Origin of the sequence: Streptococcus oralis (genome assembly GCF_901543815.1) — a bacterium.
In the GTDB taxonomy this organism is placed as follows: domain Bacteria; phylum Bacillota; class Bacilli; order Lactobacillales; family Streptococcaceae; genus Streptococcus; species Streptococcus oralis_CM.
This window is the reverse complement of the sequence record NZ_CABEIU010000002.1, coordinates 404775-429723: the sequence shown is the minus strand read 5'-3', so window position 1 is coordinate 429723 and position 24949 is coordinate 404775. Positions and strand designations below refer to the sequence as shown.

The 24949-nt window shown below is 46.3% G+C and carries 10 protein-coding genes; all 10 read right to left on the bottom strand.

Features of this window, described 5'->3' with window-relative positions; translation table 11 throughout:
- Positions 1 to 759, bottom strand: a complete 759-nt coding sequence (locus FQT28_RS02150; protein WP_000344526.1) for a threonine/serine exporter family protein — start codon at positions 757 to 759, stop codon at positions 1 to 3.
- 87 nt (positions 760 to 846) lie between these two features.
- Positions 847 to 2730, bottom strand: coding sequence for a Stk1 family PASTA domain-containing Ser/Thr kinase (pknB, locus tag FQT28_RS02145; protein WP_143989270.1), 1884 nt, complete (start codon positions 2728 to 2730; stop codon positions 847 to 849).
- Positions 2727 to 3467 carry a Stp1/IreP family PP2C-type Ser/Thr phosphatase gene (locus tag FQT28_RS02140; protein ID WP_000401538.1) on the bottom strand — a complete coding sequence of 247 codons (741 nt, stop codon included), beginning with the start codon at positions 3465 to 3467 and terminating at the stop codon, positions 2727 to 2729. The genes pknB and FQT28_RS02140 overlap by 4 nt, the downstream gene beginning before the upstream one ends.
- Before the next feature lie 15 nt (positions 3468 to 3482).
- Positions 3483 to 4796, bottom strand: a complete 1314-nt coding sequence (gene rsmB, locus FQT28_RS02135; protein WP_185952342.1) for a 16S rRNA (cytosine(967)-C(5))-methyltransferase RsmB — start codon at positions 4794 to 4796, stop codon at positions 3483 to 3485.
- Positions 4789 to 5724: a methionyl-tRNA formyltransferase gene (gene fmt, locus FQT28_RS02130; RefSeq protein ID WP_143989268.1), complete on the bottom strand. Its 936-nt coding sequence runs from the start codon at positions 5722 to 5724 to the stop codon at positions 4789 to 4791. The genes rsmB and fmt overlap by 8 nt, the downstream gene beginning before the upstream one ends.
- 12 nt (positions 5725 to 5736) lie before the next feature.
- Positions 5737 to 8130, bottom strand: coding sequence for a primosomal protein N' (locus FQT28_RS02125; protein WP_143989267.1), 2394 nt, complete (start codon positions 8128 to 8130; stop codon positions 5737 to 5739).
- A 65-nt stretch (positions 8131 to 8195) separates the two neighbouring features.
- A complete protein-coding gene (rpoZ, locus tag FQT28_RS02120) occupies positions 8196 to 8510 on the bottom strand; it encodes a DNA-directed RNA polymerase subunit omega (RefSeq protein WP_002874282.1) in 315 nt (104 codons plus the stop codon).
- A gap of 24 nt (positions 8511 to 8534) precedes the next feature.
- Positions 8535 to 9161, bottom strand: a complete 627-nt coding sequence (gmk, locus tag FQT28_RS02115) for a guanylate kinase (protein WP_000775041.1) — start codon at positions 9159 to 9161, stop codon at positions 8535 to 8537.
- Positions 9162 to 9295: 134 nt separating this feature from the next.
- The gene (locus tag FQT28_RS02110) at positions 9296 to 10909 is read right to left on the bottom strand and encodes a ribonuclease Y (RefSeq protein WP_049519337.1); all 1614 of its coding nucleotides are present in this window, start codon (positions 10907 to 10909) and stop codon (positions 9296 to 9298) included.
- Between the two features lie 709 nt (positions 10910 to 11618).
- On the bottom strand, positions 11619 to 24842 hold the full coding sequence (locus FQT28_RS02105; protein WP_143989266.1) for a KxYKxGKxW signal peptide domain-containing protein: 13224 nt from the start codon (positions 24840 to 24842) through the stop codon (positions 11619 to 11621).
- Positions 24843 to 24949: the final 107 nt, after the last annotated feature.

Sequence of the window (24949 nt, the reverse complement as noted above, 5' to 3'; positions counted from 1 at the left end):
TTATGTCATCAAAACCAGGGCGACAGAGGTGCCAGCCCCTAAAGCGAGGGTAATGAGCAAAGATTCAAACATCTTGCTCATACCAGAGTTGATATGGTTGGTCATGATATCCCGTACCGCATTTGTCAGAGCAATCCCTGGAACAAAGGGCATGACGGCTCCTGCTATGATCAGGTCTGCCGTCGAAGGAAATCCAGTATAGCGAGCCCAGAACTGGGCAATCAAGCCAAAAACAAAGGCACCCGCAAAAGCTGTTACAAAAGGAATTCGGATAAACTTCTCGACATAGAGAGAGAAGGCAAAACCAAACAAGGTCGCAACGCCTGCTCCAAAAGCATCATAGACATTACCGCCAAACATAATCGAGAAGAAAGGGGCGCTGAGGGTTGCTGCTACAGTCACTTGAAGCTTGCTATAAGGAAGAGCTTGATTTCTGATTTCCTTCAGCTTTTTAAAAGCTGTAGAAAGATCAATCTGACCACCCACAAGCTCCCGTGATACTTGGTTGACATCACAGACTTTTTCGATGTTATAGGAGGATGACGTCACCCGTTTCATCCGAGAAATATTGGTGTTTTCAATCGAAAAGAAAATAGCCGCGGGCATGGCAAGAACATTGCAATCCACTATTCCCTGTGAATGGGCAATGCGAATCATAGTGTCCTCAACCCGATGAATCTCCGAACCACTTTTCAAGAGAATGGTTCCAGCTAGCATAATCACATCAATGACAGCATTTAACTCTTTTGATTCGTCCATTTTCTACTCCTATTTTCTACTCCCTTTATTCTATCACAAAAGTTCATGAAAAAAAATCTTTGTCATGATTTCATGACAAAGATTGGGTTAATTTCGTTCATTACTTGACGTTCTACTGCCATCTGAAGAATCCGTTGTAGGATTGCTACCTTGATTGTTACTCTGTGAAGGCGTCGTGTCTGTTCCTGAATTTCCGTGTTGAGACGAACTTGATGAAGAAGGAAGTGGTTTTGGTTTATAAATAGAAATCTTAACACGTGTTTTATTGAGATCTACCTTTTCTCCAGATTTAGGGTCCTGACTAACAACTGTTCCTGCAGTAGTTCCTTCAGGAGCAGTTGATACTTCCACAACTTCGATATTGGCCTCTTTTACACCAACAATCTGAGTCAAATTGTTCTTAGTAAATTCAAGACTTGAACCAATGTAACTTGGCATCGAAACACTAGTTACCTTCTTAGCAACTGTTAAGGTAATCGTGCTGGCTTTCGTGAGGTCGTAAGTACTTCCTGCAGCTGGGGTTTGCCTAATGACTGTTCCTGGATCGCTTTCGCTAGATTCCTCTTCCTCGATCTTGATAAGATTTTCTGGAACCTTTTTCTCTTTGAGCTCTGCGACAACATCCGAGGACTTACGTCCTACATAGTTACTTAGTTGGAAGGATTGCTTACCTGATGAAACGATTAGATTTACTTTACTTCCTTCTTTTCGACCGCTTCTAGCTTCTGGATCTGTTCGAATGACGCGACCTTCGGCTACTGTGTCGCTGGCCTCTGTCTTTTCTTCACCTACTTCAAAATTAGCTTTCTTCAGTGTCTCTTTAGCTTCAGCAACTGTCTGTCCCGATACATCTGGAATAGCAATAGTCGCTGGAGTTCGGGAGAAGATCCAAATCAAAGAGGCTGCAACTAGCAAGGCACTGGCCAGTAAAATCATATAGCGAGCTTTAAACTTCCGTTTTTTCGCTGGTTTTGGTACTGGTGTTTCATCTACCACCTGCTGAGTCTGCTGTTTTGATTGAGGTCGTTCTAATTGTGGCTTAGCCTTCGGAATAGAGGTCAGAGTGCTTTGTGGAACTTTAGGCAAGGTCTTGGTATCAACCTTGCTTGCCTCATCAAAGACTAGCTTTGGTTCTCTCCTACGATTGTGAGATAAACAACTCGACAAGTCCACATACATTTCTGATACAGACTGATAGCGATCTGTCAATTTCTTGGCCGTTGCCTTGATAACGACATTTTCCAAAGCTTGTGGTACTGCTGGATTCTCAGCAATAACAGATGGGAGTGGTTTTTGGAAATGCTGGAGGGCAATAGTCACCGCACTATCCCCATCATAAGGGATATGTCCAGTCAACATTTCATAGAAAATAATCCCCATAGCATAGATGTCACTCTGCACAGTTGCCTTGGAACCACGGGCCTGCTCAGGTGAGAGATAGTGGACTGAACCGAGCATGGAGTTAGTCTGTGTCAGACTGGTCTCTGCAAAGGCCACGGCAATCCCAAAGTCTGTAACTTTGGCAGTTCCATCTGGTGTCAAGAGGATATTTTGAGGTTTCAAATCTCGGTGGATAATTCCTCTCGTATGCGCCAGACGCATCGCCAAGAGAATCTGTCCCATAATACGGACGGCTTCTTCATTTGAGAGAGGGGAGTGTTCTTTGATATAACGTTTGAGGTCAAGCCCTGCCACATACTCCATAGCTAGATACTGCTGACCGTCTTCCTCACCGATATCTGTTATTCGAACGATATGGGGATGATCCAGATCCGCCATGGCTCTCGCTTCACGTTGAAAACGTGCCACAGCAATCGGATCTGTCTGATAGTTAGTCCTCAGGACCTTAACCGCCACTTCTTCCCCGTCTAGGATCAAATCCTTGGCCAAGTAAACATCCGCCATGCCTCCTCGACCAATCTGTTTGATAATCCGATATCGTCCGGCAAAAATCTTGCCGATCTGGATCATTCTACTTCCTCCTCATTCATGTGAACAAGGGCAACCGTGATATTGTCTAAACCACCTGCATTGTTGGCAAAACGAATCAAAGTTGCCGCCTTGTCTGCCAAGGAAATATCACTCGTTACAATATCGTAGATATCGCTTCCTGAGATCATATTGGTCAAGCCGTCACTGTTGAGCAAGAGGTAGTCTCCTGGCTCTAGGCTAACCATGCCAAAATCTGGTTGAATTTCATCTTTTTGCCCAATGGATTGGGTAATGATATTTTTCTGCGGATGAATTTCTGCCTCCTCTGGAGTTAGCTGGCCAGCCTTTAGCAGAGCATTAACCAAAGAATGATCACTTGTGAGCTGGCGATAATCTTCACCACGGATCAAACCGATACGAGAATCACCGATATGGGCATAAATAGCTTGATTTCCAATAATGGCTACTGCTTCAAGCGTTGTTCCCATCCCCTTATAGGCTTCGTCTTTCCCCATCTGATGAATTTTTTGATTTTCAAGTTCCAGATAGTGGGCAAACCATTCACGGACCTCATTGACGGTGTCGATTTGGGTATCAACCCAAGCCACGCCCAGGTCTGTTACCGCCATCTCACTAGCGATATTGCCTGCACGGTGTCCTCCCATCCCATCAGCCAAGAGGATCATGGTGCGTCCTGCTCGGTTGACAAAGTGATTGACATAGTCTTGGTTATTTGTTCGTTTCTGACCAACATCTGTTAATAATGCTATTTCCATTGTGTCAGTTCCTTCCTAATCAGACATCTTGCGGAATTGGCTGATAAAGAATCCATCACTTCCGTACAATTCAGGAGTGATCAAGATACAGCCGTCCTTCAAAATATCCTTGCATTCATGTTCTAGTTTAACCTGCTCAAACTCGGGATGACTTTCTAAAAATGCCTCAACGACGTGAAAGTTCTCCTTTGAGACGATAGTACAGGTACTATACGTTATTATACCACCTTTTCGTAAGGTTTGACAAACACTACCTAGTATTTCCAGCTGAATTTGCTGTAATGTTGCGAAATCCGCCGTTTCTTTATTGTATTTGATATCTGGTTTGCGACGCAAAAGACCAATTCCAGAACAAGGAGCATCTACTAAAATCTTATCAAACGAATCCTTCCCAAAAAACTCATGTACTTTTCTGGCGTCCAATTTTTGCGTTTGCACTCGATCTGCTACCCCCAAACGTTGGGCGTTTTCTTGGATCAAGTCCAACTTGTGATCATAAAGGTCCAAAGCCGTCACCTTACCCGATGTGAGGTAAGAGGCCATATGGACTGTTTTTCCGCCAGGAGCGGCACAGGCATCCAGTACCTGCTCATCACCTTGTAGACGAAGGGTCGGAGCAACCAATTGACTGGACTCGTCTTGTATGGTAATGGCCCCTTCTGCGAACAAATCATGTCCTGCAAAGTGACCTTGCTCCTTGACCAGACCAGTGGTTGCCAAGAGAGAATCAGTCGCCTCTAACAAAGCTTTGATTTCCTCTTTTCGACTCAAGTTGGTCACCCGGATACTCGCTTTGTTGCGCACCAAGAGACTTTCAAAGATGGCTTGTGCTCGCGATTCACCGTATTCTTCCTTGAGTTTAGATACGAGCCAAACTGGGAGAGAATAGGCAATGGAATCACGCTTGTTTTTGCGTTTAATACTGGTAATATCTGGCCAGCCTTCACGCAGAATACGACGAAGGACGGCGTTGACCAATTTTTCACTGCCCTTTTTACGGACTTTGGCCAATTCTACTGCTTCATTGACCACAGCATGGTCTGGAATCTTATCCAGATAGCGGAGTTGGTAGGCACTCATGAGGAGCAGGACATAGAGCCAGTTATCCAGCTTATCCCGGTCTTCGATAAAGTGGGACAGGTACCATTCTAGAGTCAGTTTTCGGGCTACCGTTCCGTAGACAATCTCTGTCACCAAGCCCTTATCTGCTGCTAAGAGTTGACTCCCCTTGAGGTGTTTGTTTAAGGCAATATTGGAGTATGCTTGATTAACCAAAACATCCTCTAATACTGCTAGAGCTAGACTTCTAGACGTTTCTACTTTAGTCACCAAATCGTTCTCCTACAGTCAACGTCCGTCCAACTCCATTGAGGAAGGAAGAAATGTCCATCTTAGGCTTACCAGCTGGCTGCACTTGCTTGAGAGACAGAGCTCCTTCAGCCGTTGCGACGATCAATTCCTTCTTGCCAATAGAGAGAATCTCACCTGGATCTCCCTGACCTTCTACAGGTAGGGCTTCATAGATCTTAAAGCGGTCTCCCTTGAGAAAAGTATGGGCAATAGGCCATGGATTCATCCCTCGGATTTGGTTAAAGAGTTGACGGTTAGTTTTAGTCCAATCCAATTTTTCTTCCTCTGGTTTGATATTTGGCGAGAAAGTGACCTGGCTTGGGTCCTGAGGCACAGGTTTGATCTCCCCAGCAATATAGCTAGGAAGGATGTCCAAAAGCAAGTCACGACCAACAATCGCTAATTTCTCAAATAAGGTTCCAACATTATCCTCATCAGTGATGGGGATGCTGCGACGGGAAATCATATCCCCTGCATCCATCTCCTTGACCATCTCCATAATGGTCACGCCAGCTTCCTCATCCCCTTGAATCAAGGCATAATGAATGGGCGCGCCACCACGGTGTTTGGGAAGGAGGGAAGCGTGAACGTTGACCGCAAAGTTCATGCTATCAAGGAGTTTACTTGGGAGAAACTGCCCAAAAGCAGCGGTCACAATCCCATCTGCCCCTAGCTTCATAATGTCTTCCATCTCTGGACTTCCAGATAATTTTTCAGGTTGGTAGATAGGAAGGCCTGCTTCTTTGGCTGCCTGTTTGACTGGGGTTTCTTGGATCACTTTTTTACGGCCGACAGCGCGGTCTGGCTGGGTCACAACAGCTAGAATCTCGTAACGGTCATCTGATAACAACCCCTTCAAAACTGTCGCTGAAAAATCGGGAGTTCCCATAAAGATTAGTTTTGTCATTTCTTCTCCTTCTTATAAAAATTGCTGCGGCTCATGGTCAATGCTGAGACGAAGCTCGCTATTTTCTCGTTCTTGAGTCAAGGCCAAGACCTGGTTGAGAGTCTGTCCCAGCTCATCTTCTAAACGGTATTTAATCAAAATCTGGTAATGATAAAGGTTGTGAGTACGGGCAATGGGTTTTGGCGTTGGTCCAAGGATTTTACTAGTTTCCGATAAACCTGAGCGCAAAATTCCCATAACTTCATAGGCACGTTTGACAACTTCTTCTTCTTTCTTGTGAGAGAGGGTAATCCCAATAGTGAAATAATAAGGTGGGTAGCCGAGTTGGCGTCTGATACTCATTTCATAAGCGTAAAAGCCTTCGTAGTCTTGGTCCTTGGCAAAACGAATGGCATAGTGCTCAGGATTGTAAGACTGGATCAAGACCTGCCCAGACTTTTCTGCACGACCTGCACGGCCTGCCACCTGAGTTAAGAGCTGGAAGGTTCTCTCAGAAGAACGAAAATCAGGCAAGTTTAGGGCCGTATCCGCATTGAGCACTCCGACTAGGGTCACATTTGGAAAATCCAAGCCCTTAGCAATCATCTGAGTTCCCAACAAGATATCTGCTTCCCCTCGCCCAAACTGGTCAAGAAGAGCTTGGTGACTGCCTTTCTTGCGGGTCGTATCCACATCCATCCGTAGAATGCGGGCCTGAGGAAAGAGTTCTGCCAGTTCATCGTAGGCTTTCTGAGTCCCTGTACCGTAGTAGCGAATACTGCGACTCTGACAGTTTGGACAGACATGAGGAATCCCCTTCGAAAAACCACAGTAATGGCAGTTCATGGTCTTGGTATCCATGTGGAGAGTCAGAGAAATGTCACAGTTGGGGCAGCTATCCACAGTACCACACTCCCGACACATAACAAAGCTAGAATAACCTCGTCGGTTGAGCATGAGGACTACCTGTTCTTTTTTATCCAGGCGATCTTGAATGGCTTCCAGCAAAGGAGGCGTAAAGTTTGACGTCTCATTCTGCCCGATATAGTCACGAAAGTCAATCACTTGAACCTCAGGAATAGTGGCTAAAGGATTGGCCCGTTGGGTTAGCCGCAAGTGTTGATAGACACCTTTTCCAGCCCGCGCACGGCTTTCCAGACTTGGTGTCGCTGAACCAAGAACTAGGGCTGCTTGATTGTACTGGGCCCGTAGAATGGCGACCTCTCTAGCATGATAACGGGGATTGCTGTCTTGTTTGTAGCTAGCTTCATGCTCTTCATCGATAATCATGACACCTAGATTTTTCAAAGGAGCAAAGATAGCTGATCGAGCGCCAACGACAACTTGGGCATCGCCACGCTCAACCTTGCGCCATTCGTCGTACTTTTCACCATTAGACAGGCCTGAGTGGAGAATAGCTACTTTCTCGCCGAAACGAGCAATGAAACGCTCTGTCATCTGCGGCGTCAGAGAAATCTCAGGTACCAGCAAAATGGCCGTCTTGCCCTTGTCCAAGGCTCCTTGGATAATTTGCAAGTAAACCTCTGTCTTCCCACTTCCAGTAATTCCTTGAAGGAGGAATGGATGCTGTTGACTGCCAATAGCACTGACAACGGCATCACGCGCCTGTCTTTGTTCTGGATTCAATTCCAAAGGTGTACTTGCTTCAATGCCTTCAAAATAAGCCGCTGATCGTTGCACTTCCTTTTGGACTAGAGTTAGAGCTCCTTGCTCCACAAAGAAGTTGACTTGCTCGCGTGAGTAGGACTCTAACAAACTAGCCAGAGGAGCACTCTCAGGATGAGACAGCAAATAGTCTCTCAGCTCTGCCTTTTTCTTAGCACGCGCAGAAATCTCAATACGTTCTAACTGGTCAACATGGACCTCATACCAAGACTGGGTCTTGACCTTCTTTTGATCGACTGCTTGGTATTCTAAACGGAGTAGCCCTTTTCTGGTCAAGCGCATCATTTCTGCCTGTTTGGCAAGGTCTAGAGAAGAAAAGGCTAGCGAAGCTTCTGAACCAAACAAACGCTCTTTGTCTGCCTGACTCAGACCTTCCAGAGGATAGAGAATCTTATCATAACTAGAGTTTAAAAATCCCGGCAACATGGCTTTTAGAATGGAGATTTTGTAAGAAAAGACAGACTTGCGTAACTCCTCAGCCAGCCAGAGTTGCTCTTGAGTCAAGACGGGGGAAAAGTCTAGCACTTCTGCAATCTCCTTCAAGTCCTGATCAGCTACTTCTCCCGACTGGGACTCCAAACCTAGCACAATTCCTTGGATCAAACGATTGCCCTTGCCGAAGGGGACATGGACCCGCATACCGACTTCCAGCATCTCTACAAATTCTTCAGGGAGCTTATAACTATAGGGCTGGTCCGTCTGCATCAGGGGAACATCCACGATAATCTTTGCGATAGCCATTTTCTCACCTCCTTCTTGTCAGTAAATTCTTGCAATAGAAAAAATAAGATTGAGTCCCCCCAACCTTAAATTTTTTCACCATCTTCTTTTTCTTTAGCGATTTGCTCTTTGATTTTCTTTTCTTCTTCTTCTTTGCGGCGTTTTTCTTCTTCGATACGGAGACGAACCGCTTCACGTTTTCCTTCTGGATCTGGGTGAATAGTTACATTTCCTGACTCGATTTCTTCCAAAGCACGAAGAGTTGATTTTTCAGACTTAAACTCTTGAGTTGCTGGCGCACCTGCTTCTAGTTCGTGGGCACGCTTTGCTTCCAAGATTACGAGTGAATATTTTGATGGCACCTTGTCTAGCAAGGTATCAATAGAGGGTTTTAACATCATTTGCTTGTACCTGTTTCCTATAGTTTATCGAGTAGTTGGAGATTTTGGCAACATCTCCTGGTAGTGACCAATGACACGGTCCACACGGAAGTGTTCTGCTTCGATCACACGCTTGACACGCTCAGCAGCGAGGGGCACCTGATCGTTGACAATAGCATAATCATACTCACGCATGAGAGCAATTTCTTCCTTGGCTTTTTCGATTCGTTGGGCAATCACTTCAGCACTATCTGTTCCACGACCTACCAAACGATCTTGTAATTCATCCAAATCTGGTGGCGTTAAAAAGATAAAGACAGCATCTGGAACCTTTTTCTTAACCTGAAGGGCTCCTTGGACTTCAATCTCAAGAAAGACATCGATTCCCTTGTCCAGAGTTTCATTGACATAGGTCAAAGGAGTTCCATAGTAGTTACCGACATATTCTGCATATTCCAACATCTGACCTTGACGTATCAGTTCTTCAAACTCTTCACGAGTACGGAAGAAATAGTCCACTCCGTCCACTTCACCAGGACGTTGCGCACGCGTCGTCATCGATACAGAGTATTGAAATTGATTCTCAGAACTCTCAAAAATCTCTCTTCTAACCGTTCCTTTCCCAACTCCTGAAGGACCAGAAAAAACGATTAGTAAGCCTCGGTCTGCCATTATGTCTCCTTTAGTTAGTCTGTGAAATAAAGTGAAATTTCTCTCGGATACTGATGATCACGTCAATTATCCTTCTACAGTCTTTCTATCTAGTGTAACAAAAAAGCAGTAATTTTTCAACTGCTCTTTCTTATTTATTTAGCATAATCTACTGCACGAAGTTCACGGATCACGGTTACCTTGATATTTCCTGGGTAATCAAGATTGTTTTCAATTTTCTCACGAACTTTGTGAGCCAAGATTGTGACTTTGTCGTCTTTGATTTGTCCTGGATTAACCATGATGCGGATTTCACGTCCTGCTTGAAGGGCAAAGCTATTTTGCACTCCTTCAAAGCCATTGGCGATTTCTTCCAAATCATGGAGACGCTTGATGTAGCTTTCAAGAGATTCACTACGAGCACCCGGACGCGCCGCACTCAAGGCATCTGCTGCAGCAACGATCACTGCAATGACGCTTTCGGCTTCGACATCGCCGTGGTGGCTAGCAATGGTATTCACCACAACTGGGTGTTCCTTGTACTTACGAGCCAATTCCGTACCAATCTCAACGTGGCTACCTTCAACCTCGCGGTCAATAGCTTTCCCGATGTCGTGAAGGAATCCAGCACGACGGGCAAGAGCTGCATTTTCACCAAGTTCACTGGCAATGATACCAGATAACTTAGCAACCTCAATTGAATGACGCAAGACATTTTGTCCATATGAAGTACGGAACTGCAAGCGTCCCATAATCTTCATCAAGTCTGGATGAAGGTTTGGCGCACCAATCTCATAGGCAGCAGCCTCACCATATTCACGGATTTTATTGTCAATCTCTTGACGGTTTTTCTCCACCAACTCCTCGATACGAGCTGGGTGGATGCGGCCATCCTTGAGCAACATTTCCATGGTCATACGAGCAATTTCACGACGAATCGGATCAAATCCTGACAAGGTTACCACTTCCGGTGTATCGTCGATAATCACATCGACCCCTGTCAAACTTTCAAAGGTACGAATATTGCGACCTTCACGACCGATAATGCGCCCCTTCATGGTATCATCTGGTAGGTGAACTGTCGAGTTTGTTGACTCTGCTACATAGTCACCAGCGATACGCTGCATAGCCTGAACCAAGATATCTTTGGCAATCTTATCTGAACGCTCCTTCACTTCTTGCTCAGCCTCACGAATGCGGCTAGCAATTTCCTTGGTCAAGTTTTCCTCTGTTTGAGCCAAGATAATATCTCGAGCCTCAGTCTGGGAAAGCGAACCGATACGTTCAAGTTCAGCTTCTTTTTGTCTTTCGACTTCCTCTAATTGCTCTTCACGTGCATCAAGGTTTTTTGCTCTATCAGAAATACTTTGTTCTTTTTGTTCAAGTGTTTTTTCTTTGTTCGTCAAATTGTCGTCCTTACGGTCAAGGCTCGTAGCTCTCTCCGTCAAACGACTTTCAATTTGCTTGAGCTCCTGACGTTCTGACTTAAATTCAGCGTCCACTTCTTCACGGTATTTTCTGGCTTCCTCTTTGGCCTCCAATAGTGCTTCTTTTTTAAGAGACTTGCTTTCGCTCTTGGCTTCATTTAGCAATAAATCCGCTTCGCGCTCAGCTTGTCCTCGTAAATTAGTTGCTTCTTGTTCAGCATTTAGAAGCATCAACTCTGCAGCCTCTTGAGATGATTTCATCTTAGCTGAGATGCTGACATATCCAATGACTAAACCAATGATGACGGCAAAAACAACAATCGCAATGGTCATGATTTCCATGTTTTTACCTCATTAAATTTGTTTATCGAATGACATACATTCCTTAATATTCTATCATAAAAAACCGATTTCCACAAACCCAAATTGAAGAGTTTTGTGTGATTTTTTGAAGAAATTCCTTGGATTTTCAAGCAAGATTAAGAATCTTTAAAAATTTAAATTTCCACGAAAAACGAAGCAAAAAAGAGCAATCACCCACCAAATACGACTTCTACAAACGCCTTAGAGAAAGTTCAGGAACAAGTGAAAGCGGTTCACTGTGGACAGATTTAACAGCCGGATCCCATCGTCACACTACTTCAAAATACCAAAATTATACTGGATAAATTTCACATATTCCAACATCTCAGTCGCCCTATAATAAAGTCTTTTATCCTCAAACTTTCAGAGAAACTTTAGCACCTTGTGAGATTGACAGCCAGACGTTGACTTGTTCTGGTAAACTTCGCCATTAGTTGAAAGCAAGCAGCAAGAATATAAGATGTCTAGTATTTGATTTTTAAAATTTCAAAAATTTAGAGTGATAATTCTCGTTACTTTGAATGTTAGAAAAGAGAGAACCAATCTGATTCTCTCTCATGCTTAATTAGATGTCACTCTCCACAGTTGACAAAGAGCCAAAAACCCCAGATAGCCTTGAGCTATCCGGGGTTCTTGTTTTCATCGCTAAAATGATATCAACAATTTCATTTTAGTCGATTTTTGGGACTTAGTCTTCTAAATCCATTTCAGAAGCTGCTGATTTCTTCTTCTTGCCAAGAAGAGAGGCAGTTGCCAAGGCAGCTACTCCTAATCCAAGACCAGCAAATTGGTTACTTGCAGTTCCTGTATTTGGAAGTTTTCTACCGTTTGAACGTCCTGGTCCAGCAGGTTGTTGTGCAGGAGCTTGTGAGTGGTTCAATGCACTTGAGATTGAAGCACTGTCAGACAAGCTAGCTGAGGTACTTGCGCTGTTGCTCAAGCTTGTGCTTGTTGAAACTGATTCACTTGTGCTGATTGAAGCACTTACACTGTTGCTCATGCTTGCTGAAGTACTTGCTGAAGTTGAGGCATCACCTGAACCATTGCTTGTGCTTGTTGAACCTGAACCGCTACCTGAGTTGTTGCTTGCACTGATTGAAGCTGAAACTGATTGGCTAGCTGATACAGATGCGCTAGCTGATTGACTAGCTGAGCCATTGCTTGTGCTTGCTGAACCTGAACCGCTACCTGAGTTGTTGCTTGCACTGATTGATGCAGAAATGCTGTCACTCAAGCTTGCGCTTGTTGAGACTGACTCACTTGCGCTGATTGAGGCTGAAGTACTATCGCTCAATGATACGCTTACTGACTTGCTGAGTGAAACTGACTCACTTGCACTTACAGATTCAAGGTAGCTAGGAAGGTTAAACTCTGGCTTAGATTCGCTTGTTGGCTCACCCTTACTATAGCTGAATGAGTTGGATTGTTGTGACGCACTTGTACTCAAACTGCTTGAAACGCTATTGCTAAGTGATGTAGATGTGCTTACGCTGTTGCTCAAGCTTACTGAAGTACTTGTTGAAACTGAAGTACTACTTGAGTTGTTGCTTGCTGATTCAGATGCACTAATTGAGGCAGACACGCTGTTGCTCATGCTTGTGCTTGCTGATTCAGATGCACTGATTGAAGCAGATACGCTGTTGCTCATGCTTGTGCTTGCTGATTGGCTAGCACTAATTGAGGCAGACACGCTGTTACTCAAGCTTGTGCTTGCTGATTCAGATGCACTGATTGAAGCAGATACGCTGTTGCTCATGCTTGTGCTTACTGATTGGCTTGCACTGATTGATGCGGATACGCTGTTGCTCAAGCTTATGCTTGCTAATTGGCTTGTGCTTGCTAATTGGCTCGCACTGATTGATGCTGACACGCTGTTGCTCATGCTTGTGCTTGCTGATTCAGATGCACTGATTGACGCTGATACGCTGTTGCTCATGCTTGTGCTTGCTGATACTGAAGCACTAATTGAAGCAGACACACTGTTGCTCATGCTTGTGCTTGCTGATACTGAAGCACTAATTGAAGCAGATACGCTGTTGCTGAAGCTTGTGCTTGCTGATTGGCTCGCACTGATTGAAGCTGACACGCTGTTGCTCATGCTTGTGCTTGCTGATACTGAAGCACTAATTGAAGCAGATACGCTGTTACTCAAGCTTGTGCTTGCTGATTGGCTCGCACTGATTGATGCAGACACGCTGTTGCTGAAGCTTGTGCTTGCTGATTGGCTCGCACTGATTGACGCTGACACGCTGTTGCTCATGCTTGTGCTTGCTGATACTGAAGCACTAATTGAAGCAGATACGCTGTTACTCAAGCTTGTGCTTGCTGATTGGCTCGCACTGATTGATGCAGACACGCTGTTGCTCATGCTTGTGCTTGCTGAGTGGCTAGCACTGATTGACGCTGACACGCTGTTGCTCATGCTTGTGCTTGCTGATACTGAAGCACTAATTGAAGCAGATACGCTGTTACTCAAGCTTGTGCTTGCTGATTGACTTGCACTAATTGAAGCAGACACGCTGTTGCTCAAGCTTGTGCTTGCTGATACTGAAGCACTAATTGAAGCAGATACGCTGTTACTCAAGCTTGTGCTTGCTGATTCAGATGCACTAATTGAAGCAGATACGCTGTTACTCATGCTTGTGCTTGCTGATTCAGATGCACTAATTGAAGCAGATACGCTGTTGCTGAAGCTTGTGCTTGCTGATTGGCTCGCACTGATTGATGCAGACACGCTGTTGCTCATGCTTGTGCTTGCTGAGTGGCTAGCACTAATTGAAGCAGACACGCTGTTGCTCATGCTTGTGCTTGCTGATACTGAAGCACTAATTGAAGCAGATACGCTGTTACTCAAGCTTGTGCTTGCTGATTGGCTCGCACTGATTGATGCAGACACGCTGTTGCTCAAGCTGGTGCTTGCTGAGTGGCTAGCACTGATTGACGCTGACACGCTGTTGCTCATGCTTGTGCTTGCTGATACTGAAGCACTAATTGATGCAGATACGCTGTTACTCATGCTTGTGCTTGCTGATTGGCTCGCACTGATTGAGGCAGACACGCTGTTGCTCATGCTTGTGCTTGCTGATTGGCTAGCACTAATTGAGGCAGACACGCTGTTACTCAAGCTTGTGCTTGCTGATACTGAAGCACTAATTGATGCAGATACGCTGTTACTCAAGCTTGTGCTTGCTGATTCAGATGCACTAATTGAAGCAGACACGCTGTTGCTCATGCTTGTGCTTGCTGATACTGAAGCACTGATTGAGGCTGATACGCTGTTGCTCAAGCTTGTGCTTGCTGATACTGAAGCACTAATTGAGGCAGACACGCTGTTGCTCATGCTTGTGCTTGCTGATTCAGATGCACTGATTGAAGCAGATACGCTGTTGCTCATGCTTGTGCTTGCTGATACTGAAGCACTAATTGAGGCAGACACGCTGTTACTCAAGCTTGTGCTTGCTGATTCAGATGCACTGATTGAAGCAGATACGCTGTTGCTCATGCTTGTGCTTGCTGATTGGCTCGCACTAATTGAAGCAGACACGCTGTTACTCAAGCTTGTGCTTGCTGATTGACTTGCACTAATTGAAGCAGACACGCTGTTACTCATGCTTGTGCTTGCTGATTGACTTGCACTAATTGAAGCAGATACGCTGTTGCTCATGCTTGTGCTTGCTGATTCAGATGCACTAATTGAAGCTGACACGCTGTTGCTCAAGCTTGTGCTTGCTGATTGACTTGCACTAATTGAAGCAGACACGCTGTTGCTCAAGCTGGTGCTTGCTGAGTGGCTCGCACTAATTGAAGCTGACACGCTGTTGCTCAAGCTTGTGCTTGCTGAGTGGCTCGCACTAATTGAAGCAGACACGCTGTTGCTCATGCTTGTGCTTGCTGATTCAGATGCACTGATTGAAGCAGACACGCTGTTGCTCAAGCTGGTGCTTGCTGAGTGGCTAGCACTGATTGACGCTGACACGCTGTTGCTCATGCTTGTGCTTGCTGATTGGCTAGCACTAATTGAAGCAGATACGCTGTTACTCATGCTTGTGCTTGCTGATTGACTTGCACTAATTGAAGCAGACACGCTGTTGCTCAAGCTTGTGCTTGCTGATACTGAAGCACTAATTGAAGCAGATACGCTGTTACTCATGCTTGTGCTTGCTGATACTGAAGCACTAATTGAAGCAGATACGCTGTTACTCAAGCTTGTGCTTGCTGATTGGCTCGCACTGATTGATGCAGACACGCTGTTGCTCAAGCTTGTGCTTGCTGAGTGGCTAGCACTGATTGACGCTGACACGCTGTTGCTCATGCTTGTGCTTGCTGATACTGAAGCACTAATTGAAGCAGATACGCTGTTACTCAAGCTTGTGCTTGCTGATTGACTTGCACTAATTGAAGCAGACACGCTGTTGCTCAAGCTTGTGCTTGCTGATACTGAAGCACTAATTGAAGCAGATACGCTGTTACTCATGCTTGTGCTTGCTGATTCAGATGCACTAATTGATGCAGACACGCTGTTGCTCAAGCTTGTGCTTGCTGAGTGGCTAGCACTGATTGACGCTGACACGCTGTTGCTCATGCTTGTGCTTGCTGATACTGAAGCACTAATTGAAGCAGATACGCTGTTACTCAAGCTTGTGCTTGCTGATTGACTTGCACTAATTGAAGCAGACACGCTGTTGCTCAAGCTTGTGCTTGCTGATACTGAAGCACTAATTGAAGCAGATACGCTGTTACTCATGCTTGTGCTTGCTGATTCAGATGCACTAATTGATGCAGACACGCTGTTGCTCAAGCTTGTGCTTGCTGATTGGCTAGCACTGATTGATGCGGATACGCTGTTACTCATGCTTGTGCTTGCTGATTCAGATGCACTAATTGAAGCAGACACGCTGTTGCTCAAGCTTGTGCTTGCTGAGTGGCTCGCACTAATTGATGCAGACACGCTGTTGCTCAAGCTTGTACTTGCTGAGTGGCTCGCACTAATTGATGCAGACACGCTGTTGCTCAAGCTTGTACTTGCTGAGTGGCTCGCACTGATTGAAGCAGACACGCTGTTGCTCAAGCTTGTGCTTGCTGATACTGATGCTGAAGCTGATTGACTAGCTGATACAGATGCTGAAGTGCTTTGACTTGCAGATACTGATGCTGAAGTGCTTTGGCTTGCAGATACTGATGCTGAAGCTGATTGACTTGCAGATACTGATGCTGAAGCTGATTCACTTGAGCTTACAGACGCTGAAGCTGATTGACTTGAGCTTACAGAAGCTGAAGCTGATTGGCTAGCTGATACTGATGCTGAAGCTGATTGACTTGAGCTTACAGACGCTGAAGCTGATTGGCTAGCTGATACTGATGCTGAAGCTGATTGGCTTGCTGATACTGATGCTGAAGTGCTTTGGCTTGCAGATACTGATGCGCTAGCTGATTGACTTGAGCTTACAGACGCTGAAGCTGATTGGCTAGCTGATACAGATGCTGAAGTGCTTTGACTTGCAGATACTGATGCTGAAGCTGATTGGCTAGCTGATACTGATGCTGAAGTGCTTTGGCTTGCAGATACTGATGCTGAAGCTGATTGACTTGCAGATACTGATGCGCTTGCTGATTGGCTTGAGCTTACTGATGCGCTTGCTGATTGGCTTGAGCTTACTGATGCGCTTGCTGATTGGCTTGCAGATACTGATGCGCTAGTTGATTGACTTGCACTTACTGATGCTGAAGCTGATTGACTTGCACTTACTGATGCTGAAGCTGATTGACTTGCACTTACAGATGCTGAAGTTGATTGACTTGAGCTTACTGATGCGCTTGCTGATTGGCTAGCTGATACAGATGATGAAGTGCTTTGGCTTGCAGATACTGATGCTGAAGTGCTTTGGCTTGCAGATACTGATGCGCTTGCTGATTGACTTGAGCTTACAGACGCTGAAGCTGATTGGCTAGCTGATACTGATGCTGAAGCTGATTGACTTGCACTTACAGATGCTGAAGTTGATTGGCTAGCTGATACTGATGCTGAAGCTGATTGACTTGCTGATACTGATGCTGAAGTGCTTTGGCTTGCACTTACAGATGCTGAAGTGCTTTGGCTTGCAGATACTGATGCTGAAGTTGATTCACTTGCAGATACTGATGCTGAAGCTGATTGGCTTGAGCTTACTGATGCTGAAGCGCTTTGGCTTGCTGATACAGACGCTGAAGCTGATTGGCTTGCACTTACAGAAGCTGAAGTTGATTGGCTTGCTGATACTGATGCTGAAGCTGATTGACTTGAGCTTACAGAAGCTGAAGCTGATTGGCTAGCTGATACTGAAGCTGAAGCTGATTCACTTGCAGATACTGACGCAGAGTGGCTCGCGCTTGCTGAGATAGAAGCTGAGTTCTGGTTGTTAGATGCTGAAGCTGAAGCGCTTTGACTTGCAGATACTGAAGCTGAAGCTGATTGGCTAGCTGATACAGATGCTGAAGCCGATTGACTTGAGCTCACTGAAGCACTGATGCTTGCACTTACTGATGCTGAAGCGCTTTGGCTTGCTGATACTGACGCAGAGTGGCTCGCGCTTGCTGAGATAGAAGCTGAGTTCTGGTCGTTAGATGCTGAAGCTGAGGCACTTTGGCTGGCGCTTACTGATGCTGAAGTACTTTGACTTGCTGATACAGAGGCGCTTGCTGATTGACTAGCTGATACAGATGCTGATTGGCTTGCACTTACTGATGCTGAAGCGCTTTGACTTGCTGATACTGACGCAGACTGGCTCGCGCTTGCTGAGATAGAAGCTGAGTTCTGGTTGTTAGATGCTGAAGCTGAGGCACTTTGGCTGGCGCTTACTGATGTTGAAGCACTTTGACTTGCTGATACAGAGGCGCTGGCTGATTGGCTAGCTGATACAGATGCTGAGTGACTTGCACTTACTGATGCTGAAGCGCTTTGGCTTGCACTAATTGACGCAGAGTGGCTCGCGCTTGCTGAAATAGAAGCTGAGTTCTGGTTGTTAGATGCTGAAGCTGAAGCACTTTGGCTCGCGCTTACTGATGCTGAGTGACTTGCACTTACCGATGCTGAAGCGCTTTGACTTGCTGATACTGACGCAGACTGGCTCGCGCTTGCTGAGATAGAAGCTGAGTTCTGGTTGTTAGATGCTGAAGCTGAAGCACTTTGGCTGGCGCTTACTGATGCTGAAGTACTTTGACTTGCTGATACAGAGGCGCTTGCTGATTGACTAGCTGATACAGATGCTGAAGCTGATTGACTTGAGCTTACAGAAGCTGAAGCTGATTCACTTGCAGATACTGATGCTGAAGTGCTTTGGCTTGCAGATACTGACGCAGAGTGGCTCGCGCTTGCTGAGATAGAAGCTGAGTTCTGGTTGTTAGATGCTGAAGCTGAAGTGCTTTGGCTGGCGCTTACTGATGCTGAAGTACTTTGACTTGCAGATACTGAAGCTGAAGCTGATTGGCTAGCTGATACAGATGCTGATTGGCTTGCACTTACTGATGCTGAAGCGCTTTGGCTTGCTGATACTGACGCAGAGTGGCTCGCGCTTGCTGAGATAGAAGCTGAGTTCTGGTTGTTAGATGCTGAAGCTGAGGCACTTTGGCTGGCGCTTACTGATGCTGAAGCGCTTTGGCTTGCTGATACTGAAGCTGAAGCTGATTGGCTAGCTGATACAGATGCTGAAGCTGATTGACTTGAGCTTACAGAAGCTGAAGCTGATTCACTTGCAGATACTGATGCTGAAGTGCTTTGGCTTGCTGATACTGACGCAGAGTGGCTCGCGCTTGCTGAGATAGAAGCTGAGTTCTGGTTGTTAGATGCTGAAGCTGAAGCACTTTGGCTGGCGCTTACTGATGCTGAAGTACTTTGACTTGCTGATACAGAGGCGCTTGCTGATTGGCTTGCTGATACAGATGCTGATTGGCTTGCACTTACTGATGCTGAAGCGCTTTGGCTTGCTGATACTGACGCAGAGTGGCTCGCGCTTGCTGAGATAGAAGCTGAGTTCTGGTTGTTAGATGCTGAAGCTGAAGCACTTTGGCTCGCGCTTACTGATGCTGAAGCACTTTGACTTGCAGATACTGAAGCTGAAGCTGATTGGCTAGCTGATACAGATGCTGAGTGGCTTGCACTTACTGATGCTGAAGCGCTTTGGCTTGCTGATACTGACGCAGAGTGGCTCGCGCTTGCTGAGATAGAAGCTGAGTTCTGGTCGTTAGATGCTGAAGCTGAAGCACTTTGGCTGGCGCTTACTGATGCTGAAGTACTTTGACTTGCTGATACAGAGGCGCTTGCTGATTGACTAGCTGATACAGATGCTGAGTGACTTGCACTTACTGATGCTGAAGCGCTTTGGCTTGCTGATACTGACGCAGAGTGGCTCGCGCTTGCTGAGATAGAAGCTGAGTTCTGGTTGTTAGATGCTGAAGCTGAGGCACTTTGGCTGGCGCTTACTGATGCTGAAGTACTTTGACTTGCTGATACAGAGGCGCTTGCTGATTGGCTTGCTGATACAGATGCTGATTGGCTTGCACTTACTGATGCTGAAGCGCTTTGGCTTGCTGATACTGACGCAGAGTGGCTCGCGCTTGCTGAGATAGAAGCTGAGTTCTGGTTGTTAGATGCTGAAGCTGAAGCACTTTGGCTCGCGCTTACTGATGCTGAAGCACTTTGACTTGCAGATACTGAAGCTGAAGCTGATTGGCTAGCTGATACAGATGCTGAGTGGCTTGCACTTACTGATGCTGAAGCGCTTTGGCTTGCTGATACTGACGCAGAGTGGCTCGCGCTTGCTGAGATAGAAGCTGAGTTCTGGTCGTTAGATGCTGAAGCTGAAGCACTTTGGCTGGCGCTTACTGATGCTGAAGTACTTTGACTTGCTGATACAGAGGCGCTTGCTGATTGACTAGCTGATACAGATGCTGAGTGACTTGCACTTACCGATGCTGAAGCGCTTTGACTTGCTGATACTGACGCAGACTGGCTCGCGCTTGCTGAGATAGAAGCTGAGTTCTGGTTGTTAGATGCTGAAGCTGAAGCACTTTGGCTGGCGCTTACTGATGCTGAAGTACTTTGACTTGCTGATACAGAGGCGCTTGCTGATTGACTAGCTGATACAGATGCTGAAGCTGATTGACTAGCTGATACAGATGCTGAAGCTGATTGACTTGAGCTTACAGAAGCTGAAGCTGATTCACTTGCAGATACTGATGCTGAAGTGCTTTGGCTTGCAGATACTGACGCAGAGTGGCTCGCGCTTGCTGAGATAGAAGCTGAGTTCTGGTTGTTAGATGCTGAAGCTGAAGCACTTTGGCTGGCGCTTACTGATGCTGAAGTACTTTGACTTGCAGATACTGAAGCTGAAGCTGATTGGCTAGCTGATACAGATGCTGATTGGCTTGCACTTACTGATGCTGAAGCGCTTTGGCTTGCTGATACTGACGCAGAGTGGCTCGCGCTTGCTGAGATAGAAGCTGAGTTCTGGTTGTTAGATGCTGAAGCTGAGGCACTTTGGCTGGCGCTTACTGATGCTGAAGCGCTTTGGCTTGCAGATACTGAAGCTGAAGCTGATTGGCTAGCTGATACAGAGGCGCTTGCTGATTGACTAGCTGATACAGATGCTGAGTGACTTGCACTTACCGATGCTGAAGCGCTTTGACTTGCTGATACTGACGCAGACTGGCTCGCGCTTGCTGAGATAGAAGCTGAGTTCTGGTTGTTAGATGCTGAAGCTGAAGCACTTTGGCTGGCGCTTACTGATGCTGAAGTACTTTGACTTGCTGATACTGAAGCTGAAGCTGATTGGCTAGCTGATACAGATGCTGATTGGCTTGCACTTACTGATGCTGAAGCGCTTTGGCTTGCTGATACTGACGCAGAGTGGCTCGCGCTTGCTGAGATAGAAGCTGAGTTCTGGTTGTTAGATGCTGAAGCTGAGGCACTTTGGCTGGCGCTTACTGATGCTGAAGTACTTTGACTTGCTGATACAGAGGCGCTTGCTGATTGACTAGCTGATACAGATGCTGAAGCTGATTGACTAGCTGATACAGATGCTGAAGCTGATTGACTTGAGCTTACAGAAGCTGAAGCTGATTCACTTGCAGATACTGATGCTGAAGTGCTTTGGCTTGCAGATACTGACGCAGAGTGGCTCGCGCTTGCTGAGATAGAAGCTGAGTTCTGGTTGTTAGATGCTGAAGCTGAAGCACTTTGGCTGGCGCTTACTGATGCTGAAGTACTTTGACTTGCAGATACTGAAGCTGAAGCTGATTGGCTAGCTGATACAGATGCTGATTGGCTTGCACTTACTGATGCTGAAGCGCTTTGGCTTGCTGATACTGACGCAGAGTGGCTCGCGCTTGCTGAGATAGAAGCTGAGTTCTGGTTGTTAGATGCTGAAGCTGAGGCACTTTGGCTGGCGCTTACTGATGCTGAAGCGCTTTGGCTTGCTGATACTGAAGCTGAAGCTGATTGGCTAGCTGATACAGATGCTGAAGCTGATTGACTTGAGCTTACAGAAGCTGAAGCTGATTCACTTGCAGATACTGATGCTGAAGTGCTTTGGCTTGCAGATACTGACGCAGACTGGCTCGCGCTTGCTGAGATAGAAGCTGAGTTCTGGTTGTTAGATGCTGAAGCTGAAGCACTTTGGCTGGCGCTTACTGATGCTGAAGTACTTTGACTTGCAGATACTGAAGCTGAAGCTGATTGGCTAGCTGATACAGATGCTGATTGGCTTGCACTTACTGATGCTGAAGCGCTTTGGCTTGCTGATACTGACGCAGAGTGGCTCGCGCTTGCTGAGATAGAAGCTGAGTTCTGGTTGTTAGATGCTGAAGCTGAAGCACTTTGGCTGGCGCTTACTGATGCTGAAGTACTTTGACTTGCAGATACTGATGCTGAAGCTGATTGGCTTGCTGATACAGATACTGATTGGCTTGCACTTACTGATGCTGAAGCGCTTTGGCTCGCACTTGCTGAGCTTGATGCTGATTGGCTTGAGCTTACTGATGCTGAAGCGCTTTGACTTGCTGATACTGACGCAGACTGGCTCGCGCTTGCTGAGATAGAAGCTGAGTTCTGGTTGTTAGATGCTGAAGCTGAAGCACTTTGGCTGGCGCTTACTGATGCTGAAGTACTTTGACTTGCTGATACAGAGGCGCTTGCTGATTGGCTTGCACTTACTGATGCTGAAGCGCTTTGGCTTGCTGATACTGACGCAGAGTGGCTCGCGCTTGCTGAGATAGAAGCTGAGTTCTGGTTGTTAGATGCTGAAGCTGAGGCACTTTGGCTGGCGCTTACTGATGCTGAAGCGCTTTGGCTTGCAGATACTGAAGCTGAAGCTGATTGGCTAGCTGATACAGAGGCGCTTGCTGATTGACTAGCTGATACAGATGCTGAGTGACTTGCACTTACCGATGCTGAAGCGCTTTGACTTGCTGATACTGACGCAGACTGGCTCGCGCTTGCTGAGATAGAAGCTGAGTTCTGGTTGTTAGATGCTGAAGCTGAAGCACTTTGGCTGGCGCTTACTGATGCTGAAGTACTTTGACTTGCTGATACTGAAGCTGAAGCTGATTGGCTAGCTGATACAGATGCTGATTGGCTTGCACTTACTGATGCTGAAGCGCTTTGGCTTGCTGATACTGACGCAGAGTGGCTCGCGCTTGCTGAGATAGAAGCTGAGTTCTGGTTGTTAGATGCTGAAGCTGAGGCACTTTGGCTGGCGCTTACTGATGCTGAAGTACTTTGACTTGCAGATACTGAAGCTGAAGCTGATTGGCTTGCTGATACAGATGCTGATTGGCTTGAGCTTACTGAGGCGCTTGCTGATTGGCTAGCTGATACAGATGCTGAGGCTGAGCGACTTGCGCTAAGCGATGCACTGGCCGAACGGCTTGAGCTTACAGAAGCTGAAGCTGAGCGACTTGCACTAAGCGATGCACTCGCTGAACGGCTTGAGCTTACACTTGCTGAAGCTGAACGACTTTCACTAAGCGATGCACTCGCTGAACGGCTTGAGCTTACGCTCGCTGAGGCTGAGCGACTTGCACTAAGCGATGCACTCGCTGAACGGCTTGAGCTTACGCTCGCTGAGGCTGATCGACTTGCGCTAAGCGATGCACTGGCCGAACGGCTTGAACTTACGCTCGCTGAAGCTGAGCGACTTGCACTTAGCGATGCACTCGCTGAACGGCTTGAGCTTACACTTGCTGAGGCTGAGCGACTTGCTCTAAGCGATGCACTCGCTGAACGGCTTGAGCTTATGCTGGCTGAGGCTGAGCGACTTGCTCTAAGCGACGCACTTGCCGAACGGCTTGAGCTTACGCTGGCTGACACTGAGCGACTTGCTCTAAGAGATGCACTCGCTGAACGGCTCGCATTTGCTGAGCTTGATGCTGATTGACTTGCAGATACTGATCTTCTTGCTGACTCTATTATACTTTTAGATGTCGATGTGGATTCCCTCTCATATTGAGGGTCACGATTAACATAAAAGTTAAACGGAGTTCTATCAAGTGAACCACCCTGCGGACGCGTTGTTACTTGGAGGCTCACAAAATTTCCTTGAATAGGTTTCGGCGTTCCCCAGATGGTCAAGCGTGGTAGGTAACCAACCTCTCTTCCGTTTTCACTGCGAATTTGCTCTACACCCAATTCATATTGTAGGCCTGCTTGCTTGAGACGATCAGCAGATATTTCTGTAAGTACGAAATCACGCCTCGCAAGATCTGCCGTTGTCCAAGAACCACTGTAGTTGCTATTGCTACTATGGTGGAAGTAAATGGAGGTTCTCGGCATTGGTTTGTAAGCTGTTTGATTAGGAATTGGATTGTTAGTAGCATACTTATTTACTGGTGTAGTTGTTATATATGACCCGTAACCATCATAGACATTATCTGGAATCCCCCCCCTTATACGGAATCCAGAATAACCTGTTTTAGGCGCAGTAGTTACTTGCTTGTCTGCTTTTTGATCCTTCTCAGCCTGCTTGGTTGTATCCTTACCTTGGGCTTGGTTCTTATCCGCTACAACACCAGCTGCGATATTGTTGCTGGTCGTTGTTGCTTGGCTAGCGCTAAGAGCTGCGCTTGCCAAACTTTGGTTAGCACTGCCTGATACAAGACTTGCTGCAGGGTTAACCTTAAGGTTGAGCGATGCAGAAGTTGAGGTAGACACAGAAGCTTGAGCTGATGGTTCGCTAACAGCTGATGTACTCTCAACTACAGAGGCAGGTGCTGGAGCGCTTGCTGACGCTGATGGTGTAGAGCTTACTGATGCAGATGCTTTTGTACTTGCTGAGACTGATGTAGGAGCTGATGTTGATTGGCTCGCTGACTCAGATGCTGGAGCAGTTGACTGACTTGCTGATGTTGAAGCACTTGCAGATGCTGACTGACTTGCTGAGGCAGATTGACTGACTGAAGCTGACTGACTCGCACTCGCTTGAGCCTCAACAGATTGACTGACTGATACGGAAGCTGAGGCAGATGCTTGTTCTGCTTGAGCTTTCTTTACTTCTGCTTGCGCTTGAGCGATGATTGAGTTAGTACTTGTTTCAGTTGTTTCAGCTGCTTTTGGTTCAGCTGCGATGACTGTTTTATCCTTTTCTGTATACTCAGATGTTTCATCCGCATAAACAGTTTGCTCTTGAGTCATCACAAATCCTGCAGCTCCCGCGGCCAGGATTCCCCCTATACCCGCTAGCGTGTTAAAACTAAGGTGTGCGTGATCAAGTTCTTCAGTGTCTGACAGGGTACTAGAGACAACTTCGCCCATCCCACCGATACGGAAGAGATCCAATTGAGAGTTCGAGGCTTTTACCCAGTTTTTACCCGACTTGTAAAGCTTATAACGCTTTTTCTCATCTACGATCTCGAAATCTTTGTTAAATTTTTTACTTCGAAACATTCTATTCCTTTCTTTTATCCAATTGCGACCCTTTGTTAACCTCATGACCATTAACAAAGCGTAGTTGCGCTGCTCTCTCAAAACCAAAGCCAATAAAAGCCGCAGTC